This window comes from Streptomyces sp. NPDC088252, from assembly GCF_044740965.1.
In the GTDB taxonomy this organism is placed as follows: Bacteria; Actinomycetota; Actinomycetes; order Streptomycetales; family Streptomycetaceae; genus Streptomyces.
The window spans coordinates 84,175-99,596 of record NZ_JBIURS010000025.1; the positions used below are offsets into that span (position 1 = coordinate 84,175).

The window sequence follows — 15,422 nt, forward strand, 5'->3', positions numbered from 1 at the left end:
CGGAACACCGCCATGATGGACGCCCTGGTAGACCTGCCGCCCATGGTCATCGCCGACCTGCTCGGCATCCACCCCAAGACAGCCGAACGCTGGGCCACCCTCGCCGGCGGGAACTGGTCCGACTACTTGGCAGTGCGACGGGCCGCACCGCAGGGGTAGGCCGTTTCGTTTAGATCATCGGATCGTTGCCGCGATCACCTGCGGAAACGCAGCATCCGCGCTGTGATCATACTCCTATGGTCTGCCCGATAGTCCGAGTGGAAGGAACTGCCTGGTCTCGGTCGGTGACCTGTGTGTTACTCAGTGGCCGATGCTATCCAGTTCGGCCAGATCCTCGTCGGAAAGAGAGAGTCCGGCGCCTGCGATGTTTTCGCGCAGGTGGGCGGTGGACGACGTACCGGGGATGAGCAGGATGTTCGGCGAGCGTTGCATCAGCCAAGCCAGCGCGACCGACATCTGCGGGCGGGCCGGTCCGGTTGCCGGCCCGGCTTGAGCCCGTTCTCGCTGCACGTATCGGCTCTGCCCTGACCAGTTCGACCGTGGTGGGAGACCGCCGGGCACAGGGGGGAGACGTACACGCGGGTGGAGACCGGAGACCGACATGGTCGTCGAGGTGTTGGCCGAGAGCGGCCGGCACGGCACCCTCACCGTGACTCGCATGCGGCGCTGACCCGGCTCCGGCCGGGCATGACACCGCCAGAACTGGAACGCAGCGGTGTCCCGGAACCCATCACGGGGAGGGTTCCAGAACACCGCTTCCGGCCGCTGCCCGTGACGGGGGAGGCGCGGGCAGCGGGGTTCTTGGGCGGGCCACGGCCCGCTCCTGCGGCGGGTTCTCACAGATCCCCCGCGGCGATCAGTTCGGCGCGGGTCCGCCTCACCTTCAGCTGCGTCGGGTTCTCCGCCGGCCATTCCGCCCGCCCGGTGGTACGCAGCCAGATGACACCGCCCCGGATGTCGGTGACGATCGCACGGACCCTGCCCTCCATCACCTCGTCGCCAACCGCCGGCAACTCATCGGTCCTGGTCATCCGCTCACCTTCATCTCAGCGAGTGGTGCTCTCCCGGCCCGGGTTGGGCTGGGTGTGGTGCTGTGCACCGCGCACCCGGGAGATCGGTCCCGGCCGGGTGCGCGGTGGTCTCAGGGGGTCGTGACGGTCTGGGGTGCGATGCCTGCGAGGCGGTCCAGGCGCTCGTACAGGGCGCGTACGAGCCGGGCGTGGCCCTGGGCGCAGCGCGCGGTGCCTTCCAGCGGGACGGACAGGCGCTGGTCGGCTTCCTCGAGGACGACGTCGGCGAGGGCGCGGGCGGCGTGGTCTTCGGGCAGCAGGTCCGCGGCGCGGCGGACGTCGGCGGCGACGGCGCGGGCGGTTCCGGTGAGCAGCAGCACGATCTGCTGAAGGTCCGCAGGCGGTAGGCCGGGGTTGCCGGTCCATCCCAGCACGGCTTTGACCAGGCACTTGTGGAGCTCCCGATCGAGGGGAGTTCCGCTTCGAGGCGTCCTTCGGGGTCGTGGAGGACCATGTGCGTACTGCTCATCGGTGCCTCGCTGGCGTCGTGTGGTCGCGGGCGGTTGATCACGGTGGAGGGGGAGTCGTCCGTGGGGAGCGCGTCGCCGTCGTACAGGGGTCACCGGTACCCGGTCGAGGTGATCTCCCACTGCGTGTGGCTGTACTTCCGGTTCCCGCTCAGCTTCCGTGAGGTCGAGGAGCTGATGCTTGAGCGCGGCGTGGTCGTCTCCTGCGAGACCATCCGCCGCTGGTGCCTGAAGTTCGGGCAGCAGTAAGCCAATTCGCTGCGCCGCCGCCGGCCCCGGCCTGGTGACAAGTGGCACCTGGACGAGGTCTTCGTCAAGATCAACGGCGAGCAGAAGTACCTCTGGCGGGCTGTCGACCAGGACGGCATGGTGCTGGACCTCCTCGTACAGAACCGGCGGGACAAGACCGCGGCCAGGCGATTCTTCCGTCGTCTGGTGAAGACGACCCGTACGGTGCCGCGGGTGGTCGTCACGGACAGGCTCCGCTCCTACGGCGCCGCTCACCGCGAGGTCATGCCCTCGGTCGAGCACCGCTCGCACAAGGGGCTGAACAACCGGGCGGAGAACAGCCACCAGCCCACCCGGCAGCGTGAACGTGCGATTGAAGGGTTTCCGCTCCGCTGGCGGGGCGCAGCGGTTCCTGTCCGCGTTCAGCGGTATCTCACCGCACTTCCGGCCCCGCCGCCATCTGATGACCGCCCCCGGCTACCGCACCGAGAGGCAGCACCGCTTCACCACCTGGGAGCAGGTCACCGGCACCGCCGGTCTGTCCACCACGGCCTGAGCACAGGCCTCACCATGCCACGACACACCATCAGACACCCACACACCCAACAACGTGACAGCGCCCGTCGGAGACGTCGTCGCCCTCTCTCGTCATCAGGCGCGGACGGGTCTGGACGATCGTGACCTCGCTGCCGAACCTGCGGAACATCTGCCCGAACTCCAGTCCGATGTAGCCCCCGCCGAGGATGATCAGGTGCTCAGGGAGTGCACCCAGCTCCATGATCGACGTTGAGTCCAGGACAGGGACGTTCTGCGCGCCGTTGATCGCCAGCGGCTTGGGCCTGGTGCCCGTGTCGATGACGATCACCGGCGCGCTGATCTCCTGCTTCCCACCGCCCCTCAGGGCGATCTCGATCGTCTTGGGCCCCGTGAAATGGGCCTCGCCTTCGATCAGGTCAAGCCCGTCCTGCGTCAGGCGGCTCGCATAGTTCTCCCGCGCTCCCGTGACCATCGCCCGCTTGCGCTCCCTCACAGCGGTGAGGTCGACCGTCACCGGACCGGTCCGCACGCCGTACTCCGCGCCGCGCCGTGCCTGGTGGGCGAGGCGCCCGGCCGCCTCACCACCGCCCGCCAGGGACAACTGCTCGCCCTCCGCGAGCGGTGCGGCATCCGCCTCACCCTCCTGTGGCACCGGCAGGCCACCCCCGCCCTGAGAACACCCCTCGAAGAAACCCCGCACCGCCTCATCGCCCCCCTCCCCCAAGCCCGTATCGCTCCGAGCCAGACAAGGCACCCGCCGACCTACACGAGAAGCGCCGGGCCGCAGCGTTCTCCGGAACCGCCACACCGACAAGGCGATGGGCAATGGATCACCCCTCAGACGCCGCCCGCCGACATGGTCATAGACCGTCCCGCACACACCCGATGCCAAGGCGCACCCGAGTTCGCCTCCACGACAAGCGGAGCACCGCCACATGACCGCACACCAGCAGACGTCCTCACCGCCCGACTGGCCACGGTGGCGCACCCATTGCACGTCACAGCCCTGACCATCCACGCGGCCACCGGGGCAGACTCAGCCGGCTCGCGCTTATCCGCGGCTTCGACATCAGCGCAACAGCGGCCACCGTCAAAATCCACGACGGCACAGCCCACCGCCGATGCCGGCTCTACCCACTCCCCACCTGGACACGTCCCCTCATACGAGCGGCAGGCATTCACGGGCAACTCAAAAACCGCGCCCCGGACAGCCTCGCTCCGCAGCGGCGGCCGAAGTCCGTCTTCAGCCCGCACGTCGTCCTCGACCCGGGCAAGGCGATCTGAGCGGCTGAGCGTGTCTGAACGCACGTGTGGCGCGCACGCGTCGAACGCGTGCACGCCACAAATCACTGGGATCTTCGCGTTACTTGATGCGAACGACCTGCGGGTCGTGGTCGCTCGTCTGGTCGGAGAACTCCGCGTTGACGTGGACCAGCTCGTACCCGGGGTTGTGGATCCCCGGGGTGACGAGGATGTGGTCCAGCGTCTGCGAGTTGCCGTCGTAGACGTAGCTGTACCGCTCGCCCACCGGCAGCCTGTTGATCAGGTCGGTGAGGACACCGCCCCGGGTGAGCGTGGTGAGCGGCGTGGAGTACTGGTAGTCGTTCATGTCACCGAGAACGACGGCCTTGGCGTTCTTGTCCTTGGCGAGCAGGCTGGAGACGAAGGTGTTGACCTCCTTGGCCTGGGACAGGCGCTGCGTCTCGGAGCCCAGCGTCGGCGGCTGGAAGACGCCGTGGGTCGGCTGGTCGCCGCCCTTGGAGTTGAAGTGGTTGCCGATGATGAAGACCTGCTGGCCCTGGAACGTGAACTCGCCGACCAGCGGCTTGCGGCTGCTCTTCCAGGCATCGGACGTCGGGTTGATACGGCCGGGAGAGGCCGACAGGGTGATCCCCTTCTTGCCGCTGCCGACGACCTTGACGGGGGTGGTGGCGTCGCCGCCCGGACGGTCCACGAAGCTGACGCGCTTCGGGTTGAAGAGGAACACGTTACGGATGTTTCCGCCGGGCTGGCCGCCGTCGGTCTTATTCTCCGGGTCGATGGAGCGCCACTCGTACGCCGGGCCGCCGGCCTTCTTGATGGCGTCGGTGAACTTGGCGAGCGTCTGGTCGGCGGCGACCGTGCCGTCGTCCGTGGCGCCGTTGTTGTCCTGGATCTCCTCCAGGCTCACGACGTCCGGGGTGGCGAGGTTCTTGACGATGCCCTGGGCCAGCTGGTCGAACTTGCTCTGCGGGTTCTGCGGGGCAAGGTTCTCCACGTTGTACGTGGCGATGGAGAGCTCGTTGGCCTTGCCGGGCTTCGCCACGTCCGGCTTGAGGTCGCCGGACTTGACCTTGCCGAGGGTGGTGGCCTGGATGTTGTAGCCACCGAAGTTGGCATAGTCCAGCGGGCCGGCCGTCGTACCGGTGAGAGTGTCACCGACGTTGGCCTTGAGCTGGTCGGCGGTCAGCGAACCGACCAGCAGGCGCCCGGAGTTCGGGTCGTTGTAGCCGGTGAGAACGGTGCCACCGCTGGGGGTCGGGTTCTGCTCGGGCTTGGTGGTGATCCAGGTCTCGTTGTACGTGTTGGTGGCACCCACCACCCGGGTGTCCTTGACCTGCACCAGCATGCCCTCACGGGACTCGAACCAGTCCAGGGCGTACTTGGACGGCTCCAGCTCGAGGGGCTCGATGCTGCCGCCGTCCGCGTTCGGCGCGTAGGCCCGGGGCAGCGTCTTGGCGTCGATCGCCTCGGGCTCGGGCACCTCGTTGCCGGAGGACAGGACGGTGGTCGTCGGGCCGCTCAGCTCGGTGACGGACTGCGAGCCGGAGGCTTTGCCGCCCGGGTAGTACTCGGTGACCTTGGCGGAGACCAGTACCGAGTCGCCCACCTTCACCTGCGGGGTGGAAGAGCCGGTGAAAACGAAGACACCCTCGCTGGTGGCCGGGTCGCTGTCCGGCTTCGTGTCCTGGATCCAGAAGCCGCGCGAAGTACCGGTGGCCCGGATCGCGGTGACCACTCCGGGGACGTTGGTGACGCTCTTGCCCGCGTACGGGGAGAGCCGCGTGGCGCCCTGGATGTCGTGGATGCGTACGTCACCGGGGGTGGTGTCGGTGGGCGAGGGGGTGGGGGACGGGTCCCCGCCGCCGCCGTCGCCGCCCGTACCGGCGCTGTTGCGCGGGCTCGGCGTCGAGCCGGAGAAGTCGACGGAGTTGTTGTCCGTGTCGGTGAAGACGGCATCGCGGCTCACCGAGTGCGTGTTGTCGGCGCCGGTGGCGGGCGAGGTCTCCCTTACGACGGTGGTGCCGAAGCCGACCAGGTCCTTGATGCTGCTGTCCGCGGCGCAGTCGGCGGCAGTGAGGCAGGCCAGCGGAGTGGTGGAGTGGACGAGCGCGACGGTGCCGCTGCTCGCCGACATGCCGATGGTGCCGACCGCGTCGGGGGTGGGCAGCGCGGTGTCGCCGCCAGCGCCCTTGGCCTCCTCCACGAGGTAGTTGCCACCGGCCGGGATGGCTCCCTTGATCTCGGTGACCTGCCACTTGGAGGTGGCGGTGGGCGAGCCGCTCAAGTACTGGACCGACCAGCCGGTGAGGTCGAAGGGAGCGTCGCCGGCGTTGCCGAGCTCGATGAAGTCATTGGTGAGATTGGCACCGGCGTTCCCGCCGCCGCCGAAGACCTCGGAGATGACGGCATCCGAGGACGCGGTCGCCTGCGCAGTGAACGGCAGCGCGATGAGCGACCCGGCGAGACCGATGGGCAGAGCAATGGCAATGGCCTTGGCACGTCGGCCGCGCAGGGCCGGGGGTATGAAAGGCGGCACGGTGAGCTCTTTCTTGCGGATGTGCTTGCGGACGTCAGGTATGGACTCGTGATGTACGGGTTCTGAGGGAGAAGCACCGAAAGTCGGGCTCAAGATACGCGCGTAGATACGCACACAACAAGCCGTCTCATACGTGAAAAGCCAAGCGTTTCCCGACTGTTCGCCGGAATTTACGTCATTGTCGGATCACGACGTCCGGGCGACTTGCGGCGGGTGCGGCGGGTGCGGCGGGTGCGGCGGGTGCGGCGGGTGCGGCGGGTGCGGCGGGTGCGGCGGGTGCGGCGGGTGCGGCGGGTGCGGCGGGTGCGGCGGGTGCGCAAGCGTATTGCCTCTGACAGGCGGCCAATGGAGTTGGGCGGGCCGCCCTCATGCTCATAAGGAGGGAAGCCGTTGCGCATCCGGCACTGCCCCACAGCCCGCGCCCAAGCCCTGGAAACCCTATTCACCGGTCACGCCCTGGCCATGACCACTGATCAAGCCGAGGGGCTCGTGGCCGGCCGCCGACGGCGTCGCATCGACGCTGTTCCCGGTGCCGCGCCGCCGCCGGTTGAAGCGTTCGCCGACTTCATGATGCGCTCGCGTTCCCAGGAGAAACCGATGACCAGGGCCCTGCACCGTGCCCGCTCCGCGTCGGACCTGCTGCTTGCCCGCGCAGGGATCGCGCCGGATCGCCGCGTACAGCTCGACCTTCGACATCGGCGGCATGTTCGAGATCACTTGCAGGCTGCGGGAGAGACTCCGGCGAGCCGGTCCAGCCGGGGCGTACAGGTCCGCACTACCCGGGCGGGGTCCCGAGCGCAGCTCACGGTGCCTTCGAGCGGGACGCTCAGCCGCTGTTCGGCTTCCTCGAGTCCAGCGTCGGAGTGTCCGGCACGAGCAGCACCCAGCCCGACGCGCCACCCCGCGGCCTGGGCAGGCCGCCACGCGGAGGGGCTTGCCCCGGGGTCACCCGGCTTGTCCCGGGCCACGGTGGCCGGTCAACGGCCGACCGGTTCGGGGGCGCTCACGGTGGTGTTGACGGTCAGGAGCGCGGACCGCTCGCCGGTCCCGGAGCCTCAGCACGCCGGGACGGGCACGGCCTGAATCAGGCCGGGTTCCAGCGCCAGGACCTCCGCTCGGCGGCAGCCTCGAACTGGCCCGAGCAACCGGCGAGCACCGCAAGGGCCTGGGGGCGGGCGTCGTCAACGGCCTGGTGTCCGGTGCCGGGCCGCCGCACGTGCGCGTACTCGTCCACGTCCTTCCACTCGTACCGGCTGAGGTCGGGGTCGGAGTCAATGACCCGGTCCACGGTCAGGTCGAAGGTGTCGAACCCGGCGGCGGTCCGGACGGTGGGCTGCTCAAAGTTCATCCGCGTCTCGGGGTTCCACCCGCATCGGAGCGACCGCGCCTCGCTCGTGGCCCCGCCCGACCCGTCGGCGATCTGGGAGATTACGGGCATTCAGGCGTCCGGTGCGGCGCCGGGAGCAATTGGGCTACCGGATCCTGCGCGGGCACCCTGGAACGCGGCGCTGGTCCACCTGCGCGCGTCCTGATCCGGCACGGAGCACGGCCTCTGGTTGACCTCCGGGCGGATCGGCAGCTCGCTCGCGCTCGCCGCGTGGGGCCTTGCGATCATTTGAGGGGATCGATGGCACGTCCTCGGCCGACTCCCGCAGGAAGCGCCGGCCCGGATGATGTCGAGGGAGGGCGATGTCGAGCCCGAGACGCTCCCCGCTGACCTGGTGATTCGTGAATTGAGTGATCGAGTCTGGGTGTACCGCCTTGACAGATCCGATGTATCGCAGGAGTTTGTTCGAGCACACGGATCGAGAGCGTCGTCTCACCCTATCGGAACTACCCCCGCCGACGTCCGTAGGAGCCGCCGTGTTCGCACCTCAATCCGGGTACCCGACCCCAACCCGAAGACTGTCATGCTGGGGCGTCGACGGTGTTGCACTCGACGCTGTTCCTTGCGTCCGTGGAGTGACCGGCCGCAATTCATCCGATGAAAAAATTAGGGTCTGCCGCGCTGCGCTTCGTCAATCCGACCCAGTTGGTGACCCGTGGCAAGGACGACCGGGCCGCGTGGACAAACCACATCCCCCACCGACATCCCCCACACGTTCCAAGGAAGGTGACCGTCGTTGTACGCGCCTTGTCCAGACGAACGACCGCAAGGCTGCCGCCACCCTCTCGGCCGCCATGGCCGTGGCACTGCCCGACCGGGCCGGCGCCGCCGCGCAACCCGACGCCGAGCCCGTCGGCCGGAACGCCCCGCGCCAGGCCCCCGCATCCTTGCCCGTATCCACCCGCCGCACTTCCCGAACCGTTGGTTCGACGTCTGTGGCTCCGACCCGTTCCTCGGCATCCACATCGAGCATTGCGACTTCACCGACACGGCGAACCCGAACATCATCGGGTTCGCCCCGGATCTGGTCCTCAGGAAAGTGTTCGTCAACGGAACAGAGGTGAACGCGTGAATCGCACCACCCCCACCGGAACGCATCAGGTGCGCGGTCCTGGAGTCCGCGTAGGCCGCCGCAGACACGGAGTGCTGTCGGCGGCCGTACTCTCCCTGCTCGCCGGACTCACCCTGACCGCCACCCCGGCCGCCCAGGCCCAGGACGCCGCCCCCGCGGCCCCCGAATCCGCCACCGCGCCCGCCTACCCGCCTCGCCAGGCCATGCTCCGCAACGCCACTGCGGGACTCTTCCTGCACTGGGGCATGTTCACCGCACCCAAGTACGACACGTGCGAGTCATGGGAGAAGGCCGTCACCGACGGCGGCTGGACCCCCGACTACTGGATCGAGGAGGCGAAGAAGATCAAGGCGAGCTACATCGTCCTCGCCACCTTCCACTCCCGCCTTGGCTACGCCCGCCCCTGGCCGTCGAAGATCCCCGGCTCCTGCTCCACCAAGCGGGACATCCTCGGTGAGCTGATCGACGCCGCCGAGGCCAAGGGCCTCAAGACCATCCTCTACATGACCGACGACCCCAAATGGCACGACGAACAGGGCTTCGAGACCCTCGACTCGGCCGCCTACTCCGCCTACAAGGGCCGTGACGTCGACCTCACCACCCGCCCCGGTTTCGGCGAGTTCTCCTACGAGAACTTCTTCGAGGTCATGCACAACTACCCGAAGCTCGCGGGCTTCTGGATCGACAACAACAACGAGTACTGGCTGCAGAACAACCTGTACGAGAAGATCTACGAGACGCGTCCGGACATGACGCTCAGCAACAACAACGAGGACACCTCGATCATGGACATGGTGTCCCACGAGCAGAAGACCGGAATGACCCCGGCCTACGACCAGCCCTCGGCGATCTGGACCCCGATGCCGCGCCTGGCCGAGTCCTGCTACAAGGTCCCGAACTCCGGATCCTGGTGGTACGACGGCAAGGACCGGCCCGTCGCCACCGACCTCAACGTCGACCGATACATCGCCAACGCAGGCAACTCCATCCGCTCCCTGATGGACTTCACCGCCATGGTCGACGGCAAGTTCCCGCCGCAACAGGAGAAGTTCATCGATCTGATGAAGGACTACCTTCCGCCCATCTGGGAATCCCTGCACGGCGTGGACGGCGGCGGCTTCATGTACGGCGGTATGCAGCCGGGCGCCTGGAACGACGGCGCGTACGGCTACACCACCGTCAGTCGTGTCCACCCGGACACCACCCAGTACATCCACGTCACCACCCGCCCCACCACGGGCGGCCAGGTGAACATCCGGGACAATGGCCACCGCGTCAAGCGGATCACCGACCTGCGCACCGGCAAGAAGATCCCCTTCGACCAGTACAACGGCACCCTCACGATCCGATCGGTCCAGGACTGGGACCCGTACGACACCGTCTTCAAGGTCGAGACCACCAGCCACCGCCAGGGCATCTATCCCACGGGCACCGTCACAGCCGACGACCCGGCCCTGACCGACGGCGACTTCACCACCTACACCGACAACAAGGGCCAGCTACCTGCCTCCTTCACCCTCGACCTCGGCGAGGTACGCAAGGCCGCCTACCTCGGCATCAACCAGCGTGAGTGGTCCCCGACCCACAACCGGGAGACCTTCGGCCGCAAGGAGGACTCCGCACGCATCAAGGACTACACGATCTCCGCGAGCGATGACGGCGTCCACTGGCGGCAGGTGAAGGAAGGCATCCTGGAGAGCGCCCGGGGCGTCCGCTTCATCGACCTCGGCGAGCCTGGCGGCCCGGTCCTGAAGACCCGCTACCTCAAGCTCGACGTCGCCGACACCTGGGCCGAACCCACCGTGACCAAGTTCTACAGGCAACTCCAGATCGACGAGGTGCAGGTCGGCTTCATGTACCCCAAGAACCACAGCTGAGGCCGCCCGCCCCAGGCACCGCCCGACGGCATCCGCCGCCGGGCGGCGTCCCCTGTCATCGCCGGGCACAGTGCGGGAACCAGTAGATCCTCACCACCAGCCCACCGCGACACCGCGACACCGCGACACCGCGACACCGCGACACCGCGACCAAGCTTGCCCAACGGCCCGCCCTGCGCGCACTGGTGGCAGGTGGCAACCAAGTTGGCCCTGTGCTGGTCGCCCGAGCAGATCGCAGGCCGGCTGCGACGATTTCTCAGCGCCCTACGGGCGCGGCAGCCGCCCTGGTTGCCGAGCAGAACTGCTTCTACACGTCCCAGGAAGCGGACCGGTTCTGGGCCGTCCAGCGCCGCCTGCGGGCCGAGTCACGACGTGGAGCAGATCGCCCGCCTGGCGCGGGCGCTGATGCCTGCTCATCTCCAGCCGCGGAGGCATGCCGGGTCCACCGCCGTGGCCGCGCTCCCTCTGGCCCTCGAAGACACCGACCGCTACGGGCCGGTGGCCTCCAACTCCTCCAGCCGGGCCGCATAGAGCGCCGTGACACGGGCGACCTCCTCGGGCACGGCATCCTCCAGCCGCGCCCGGCCCTCCGCCTGCCAGCGTCACCAGTGCGGGCCGCGAATGGGCGGGCGCATGCGCCCATTCGTTCGGGTTCTCGTCCCAGACCATTCCGGGCATGGCCAGCTGGTGGTCGGGCAGCGCCGAGTAGTGCTGTGCAGATGTCAAGATCCCACCGTTGGTGCCGACTCTCGGGTGAATGGTTCCCACAAGAGCCGCAGCCAAAGATCGAGAGGGAACATCATGCGGAAGCTTGTGCAACAGGCCATTGACCAGCTGGTGTAGTCGGGCGCCGAGCTGGTTATCCAGGTCGCGGTGTACCAGCACGGTGAGCTTGTGGTGGACGCGGTGGCGGGTGTTGCCGATCCCGGCAGCGGCCGTACGGTCGCCTCGGACATCCCGTTCTACAGCGCCTCCACCGGCAAGGGCGTGACTGCGACGGTGGCGCTCGTCCTCGCTGAGGTTGATCCCCAGGAGTGGACACCGGGTTTCATGCAACGAGTGACAGCGTACGTGACGTGATCAGTTGCTGTTCGAACTCGGCTGGTGTGAGGTGGCCGAGCGCGGAATGCCGACGGCGCCGGTTGCAGTACGACAGCCAGCGGAACAGCTCGAGCCGGGCCTGTGCCTTGGAGGTCCAGCTCCTCCCGTGGAGCAACTCGCGCTTGAGGCCCTGGAAGAACGGCTCGGCGAGAGCATTGACGCTCCTATAGTTCGTCGAATCGCTTTCGTAGGTGGTTGCTTGGCCTTGATGTACTGGTAGATCTCCCGGGCCAGGTACCGCTTGAGACAGCGGTGATCTCCTGTTTGGTCTTGCCCTCCGCCGTGCGCCGGGCGACGTAGTCGATGGTGGGTTGGTGGAAGCGCATGCGGACGATCATCACGCGGTAGAGCGCGGAGTTCAGCTGCCGGTGGCCGCCGCGGTTGAGCCGGTGCCGGTTCGTCCTGCCGGACGAGGCTGGGACGGGGCAGACGCCTTCGAGCTTGGCGAACGCGGCCTGGAAGCGGATGCGCTCGGGGTTGTCGCCGACGGTTACCAGTACTTCGGCAGCGGTGTCCGTGCCGATGCCGAAGGCGTCGACCAGGTCGGGCGCGTGGGCCTTGGTGAGCTGCCCCAGCAGAACGTCGTGTTCCTTGACCTCGTCGTGGAGATCTTTCCAGCGGCGGGCCATGGCGCGTATGGAGTGCTTCGCGGAGGCTGCTGGGCTGGTCACGGGGCCCGGCCGCAGGCCGGCGCATCGTTCGATGAGGGTCATCTTCGGCAGGCCCTGGAGTTGCTGCCGCAGCTCGTCGGGGACTGTGACGATCAAGGCCTTGAGGGTGACCATGGCCTGGGTGCGAGCTTTGACCGCGCCGTCGCGGGAAATCTTGAGGTGGCGGCTCATCTCGACCGTGCCCTCGCCGCTCTTGGGAGTCGCGGTGGCGGTGCCGGCCAGAACCGCGCGGGCGGCGTTCTCCGTGTCGATGGGGTCGGACTTGCCGCGCTGGCGGCGCACCCGCCGGTCGGGTCGGTTGACCTCACCAGCTTGTGGCCGTGTCTGCGCAGGTGGGAGGCGAGTCCGGCGCCGTAGGAGCCGGCGCCCCCCACGCCGAAGGCCTGGACTTGGCCGAACTGGCGGGCCCAGGTGTCGAGTTGTTCATGGCCGCCACAGTCGACGGACAGGACACACTGGTAGTGCCCCGGACCCCGCCGACGACGTCCACGGCGACGGCGGTGTGGATGTACTTGTGGGTGTCGACTCCGACGACGACTTTCCCGATCGGTTCGGCCTGCAGGATGCTGGTCATGGCTGTCGGTTCCCCTCCCGGAAGCGGCGGTCAGCGCGAGACCGTCGGCTGGGCGGGAGGACAGGACTGTGACGAGTGCCTGGGGGCAACAGGCTCCTATTCGGTCACTGCCCGCACGGTCGACGGCCCGCATCACACCCGCCGCCGGAGTGACCGACAGACCAACAGCAAAGACACCCGAGGGGTCAGTCATAACACCAGTCAGGCCGCCCCGGCGACGGTGACCCCATCCTCACAGTCATAGCTCGAGCCGACCCGGCCCATGCTGCGGCGGATGCCGTGGCGACTGCAGACGTCAGCGAAGGCGGCCGCTCTGGGTGCCCCTGTCGGTGTGGAAGACGACGCCGTGGACCCGGCCGCCGCGGGCGGCAACGGCCATCTCGATCTCGTCGATGACCAGGGAGGTGCGCATGTGGTCGGCAATCGACCAGCCCACCACCTTCCTCGAGCAGATGTCGATGACCGTGGCGAGGCGGAGCCACGTCGCGCCGACGGCTGTGCAGGTGATGTCGCCGCACCACCTGGTGTTCAGCGTGTACGCGGTGAAGTCGCGCATCACCAGGCCGGAGCGGGCGGCGCGGTCCTGTCCGCGATCGTCGTCCGCTTCTTCTTCCGCAGGTGACGGCCGACGATGCGGTTGATCCGCATCAGCCGCGTCACACGCTTGCGGTTGATCCTTCGCCCCCTCGCACGCAGCTCAGCATGGACACGTGGGGCTCCGTAGGCGCCATGGTGTTCGGCGTGGATGGCGCGGATCTCGCTGACGGTCCGCTTCTCCTCGGCCCGGCGCTCGGCGCGGGCCTGCTCGGTGGCCAGGTGCTGGTAGTAGCCGGCACGGGACGCCCCGAGCACCCGGCAGATCCGCTTGACACCGAAGTCGGCGCCCCGGCACTGACTGACGCAGACTTCGACGCGGGTGGGGGCCGAGCCGGGCTCCACCCGCGCATCTAGGGACGCACGCCTGACTCACTATGCTGTCGGCGCATGGATCCGATCTTTCAGCTTCCACCCAATTCCCCGCTGACCGTGGCCATTTCCGAGGACTGGGATCTGCTCCCGTTGCGTGTCCCGGCCGGTTGGAACGTCATCTACAACGAACTGTCGGCCCGGCGCCTGCCGGATGGAAGGGTCGAGGCCAACGACTCCGAGGACCTGTATTGGGCGCGTACCGCACAACCACCGTGGCTAACTGAGCAAGAGGTGGCGGAGCAGGGCGGGCTGCGGGCCCGGGAGATCAACATAGACGCCGGCTGGTACGGCGGCTGCGGCTTCCGCGTCGTCGTCCTCGACCCCGACTGGCACCATGAGCGGGCCTCCTACACCACTTCCGATCTTGGCGAGTTCGTCGCGACCCTGGAGGGGTGGATGCGGATCATCACCCAGCGAGGGGAGCTCCCCAAGTCGTGAGCCCATCTTCCGAGGGGATCTCCTGGCGCCGCGTCAGACAACTTCGCTGTGATGTGACGTGCCGTCCGGGTGCCGTGGTGGACGGTGTGTGGGCGTCATTCTATCCGGGTGGCAGAACGAGTGCGCGTCCGAGAGATCGATGACGATGAGGGGCGGCGGCTACTGCGGAATATCCGCAGAGGTACCGGTTCGGTGGTGACCTGGCGGCGGGCCCAGATGGTGCTGCTGTCCGCGCAGGGCATGCCGGTGGCGAGGATCGCCGAGGTGTCGTTCACCAGCGCGGGCCGGGTCCGGGATGTGGTCCACAACTTCAACGCCGACGGCTTCGACTCGCTGTATCCGAAGTACAAGGGCGGTCGGCCCAAGACCTTCACCCTACCTGAGCGGCGCGAGATCAAGAAGATCGCGAAGTCCAAGCCGACCGACCACGACCTGTCGATTTCGACCTGGAGCCTGACAAAGCTGGCGGACTTCCTGGCCGCTGAGGGGGTGGTCGACGACATCAGCCACGAGGGCCTGCGCATCCTGCTCCGCGAGGAAGGCGTCTCGTTTCAACGCCTGAAGACCTGGAAGACCTCCCGCGCCCCCCGACTACGCGGTCAAGAAGGCACGGGTCGAGCACCTTTACGCGATCGCCGACGGCGAGGTCATACCCGAAGAGGGTGAGCCCGAAGTCGTTTTCTGCATAGACGAGTTCGGGCCGCTCAAACTGATGCCGCATCCCGGGCGGCAGTGGGCCGAACGCTCCGGCAAGCACAAGAACCCCGACCGCGACGGCGCCGGGCGACCTACAACCGCTACGGCGGAGTACGACACCTGTTCGCCGCCCTGGACCTGACCAAGGACAAGCTCACGGCCACATCAAGCCGGTCAAGAGGCGGACGCAGTTCCTGGAATTCTGCCGCTACCTGCGCAGCCTCTACCCGCCGCAGGTCCGCATCGCGATCGTTTGCGAAAACTTCTCCCCGCACCTGACCACGAAGAGATGTCAGCGGGTCGCCACCTGGGCTGCGGACAACAACGTCGAGATCGCCTACACCCCGACCACCAGCTCCTGGCTCAACCGCATCGAGGCCCAGTTCACCGCGCTGCGCTGCTTCACCCTCGATGGCACCGACCACGCCGGCCACAAGGAGCAGGGCAGCATGATCCGCCGCTACGTCATCTGGCGAAACCGCCATGCCCACGACCAGCACCTACGCGCCGTCGTCGACAGGGCCAACACTGCCTGA

General features: G+C 67.8%; 11 protein-coding genes and 6 pseudogenes. 7 read left to right on the forward strand and 10 right to left on the reverse strand.

The genetic code is table 11. The features are described 5' to 3' along the window. Window positions 1–12 precede the first annotated feature (12 nt). Window positions 13–159, forward strand: coding sequence for a hypothetical protein (locus ACIOHC_RS35385; protein WP_351086931.1), 147 nt, complete (start codon window positions 13–15; stop codon window positions 157–159). A gap of 141 nt (window positions 160–300) precedes the next feature. Here ACIOHC_RS35385 and ACIOHC_RS35390 read toward each other — a convergent pair. The 3 genes and pseudogenes from ACIOHC_RS35390 to ACIOHC_RS35400 form a co-directional block, all read right to left on the reverse strand. Further along, window positions 301–456: pseudogene (locus ACIOHC_RS35390) on the reverse strand (aldo/keto reductase); the annotation flags it as partial. A 380-nt stretch (window positions 457–836) separates the two neighbouring features. Then, window positions 837–1,031: a hypothetical protein gene (locus ACIOHC_RS35395; protein ID WP_351086933.1), complete on the reverse strand. Its 195-nt coding sequence runs from the start codon at window positions 1,029–1,031 to the stop codon at window positions 837–839. Window positions 1,032–1,141: 110 nt separating this feature from the next. Then, a pseudogene (locus tag ACIOHC_RS35400) lies at window positions 1,142–1,524 on the reverse strand (DUF6415 family natural product biosynthesis protein). Window positions 1,525–1,600: 76 nt separating this feature from the next. Between ACIOHC_RS35400 and ACIOHC_RS35405 the strand changes: the two are divergent. Then, window positions 1,601–2,321 (forward strand): annotated as a pseudogene (locus ACIOHC_RS35405) (IS6 family transposase). A 30-nt stretch (window positions 2,322–2,351) separates the two neighbouring features. Here ACIOHC_RS35405 and ACIOHC_RS35410 read toward each other — a convergent pair. The 4 genes from ACIOHC_RS35410 to ACIOHC_RS35425 all read right to left on the reverse strand — a co-directional run bounded on the left by ACIOHC_RS35410 (window position 2,352) and on the right by ACIOHC_RS35425 (window position 7,539). Beyond that, on the reverse strand, window positions 2,352–2,954 hold the full coding sequence (locus ACIOHC_RS35410) for an FAD-dependent oxidoreductase (protein WP_401845531.1): 603 nt from the start codon (window positions 2,952–2,954) through the stop codon (window positions 2,352–2,354). Between the two features lie 711 nt (window positions 2,955–3,665). Next, on the reverse strand, window positions 3,666–6,101 hold the full coding sequence (locus ACIOHC_RS35415) for a lamin tail domain-containing protein (RefSeq protein WP_401845533.1): 2,436 nt from the start codon (window positions 6,099–6,101) through the stop codon (window positions 3,666–3,668). A gap of 438 nt (window positions 6,102–6,539) precedes the next feature. Next, on the reverse strand, window positions 6,540–6,797 hold the full coding sequence (locus tag ACIOHC_RS35420) for a hypothetical protein (RefSeq protein ID WP_351086525.1): 258 nt from the start codon (window positions 6,795–6,797) through the stop codon (window positions 6,540–6,542). A gap of 388 nt (window positions 6,798–7,185) precedes the next feature. Continuing rightward, window positions 7,186–7,539: a hypothetical protein gene (locus ACIOHC_RS35425; RefSeq protein WP_401845535.1), complete on the reverse strand. Its 354-nt coding sequence runs from the start codon at window positions 7,537–7,539 to the stop codon at window positions 7,186–7,188. Between the two features lie 1,017 nt (window positions 7,540–8,556). Here ACIOHC_RS35425 and ACIOHC_RS35430 point away from each other — a divergent pair. The 3 genes from ACIOHC_RS35430 (at window position 8,557) to ACIOHC_RS35440 (ending at window position 11,517) form a co-directional block, all read left to right on the forward strand. Continuing rightward, the gene (locus ACIOHC_RS35430; protein WP_401845537.1) at window positions 8,557–10,437 is read left to right on the forward strand and encodes an alpha-L-fucosidase; all 1,881 of its coding nucleotides are present in this window, start codon (window positions 8,557–8,559) and stop codon (window positions 10,435–10,437) included. A 372-nt stretch (window positions 10,438–10,809) separates the two neighbouring features. Beyond that, window positions 10,810–10,968 (forward strand): hypothetical protein, encoded by a 159-nt coding sequence (locus ACIOHC_RS35435; RefSeq protein WP_351086519.1) that lies wholly within the window; start codon window positions 10,810–10,812, stop codon window positions 10,966–10,968. A gap of 342 nt (window positions 10,969–11,310) precedes the next feature. Further along, complete coding sequence (locus ACIOHC_RS35440) at window positions 11,311–11,517, forward strand: serine hydrolase (RefSeq protein ID WP_401845539.1); 207 nt, start codon at window positions 11,311–11,313, stop codon at window positions 11,515–11,517. On the opposite strand, the pseudogene ACIOHC_RS35445 reads toward ACIOHC_RS35440, so the two are convergent. From ACIOHC_RS35445 to ACIOHC_RS35455, 3 genes and pseudogenes are all read right to left on the reverse strand, one after another. Next, window positions 11,486–11,695: pseudogene (locus tag ACIOHC_RS35445) on the reverse strand (integrase core domain-containing protein); the annotation flags it as partial. The gene ACIOHC_RS35440 and the pseudogene ACIOHC_RS35445 sit on opposite strands and share 32 nt — an antisense overlap. Before the next feature lie 7 nt (window positions 11,696–11,702). Continuing rightward, a complete protein-coding gene (locus tag ACIOHC_RS35450) occupies window positions 11,703–12,491 on the reverse strand; it encodes a transposase (RefSeq protein ID WP_401845540.1) in 789 nt (262 codons plus the stop codon). A gap of 529 nt (window positions 12,492–13,020) precedes the next feature. Next, window positions 13,021–13,665, reverse strand: a pseudogene (locus ACIOHC_RS35455) (IS3 family transposase); the annotation flags it as partial. 102 nt (window positions 13,666–13,767) lie between these two features. Here ACIOHC_RS35455 and ACIOHC_RS35460 point away from each other — a divergent pair. Next, window positions 13,768–14,190 carry a hypothetical protein gene (locus ACIOHC_RS35460; RefSeq protein ID WP_365693332.1) on the forward strand — a complete coding sequence of 141 codons (423 nt, stop codon included), beginning with the start codon at window positions 13,768–13,770 and terminating at the stop codon, window positions 14,188–14,190. Between the two features lie 108 nt (window positions 14,191–14,298). After that, window positions 14,299–15,422: pseudogene (locus tag ACIOHC_RS35465) on the forward strand (IS630 family transposase).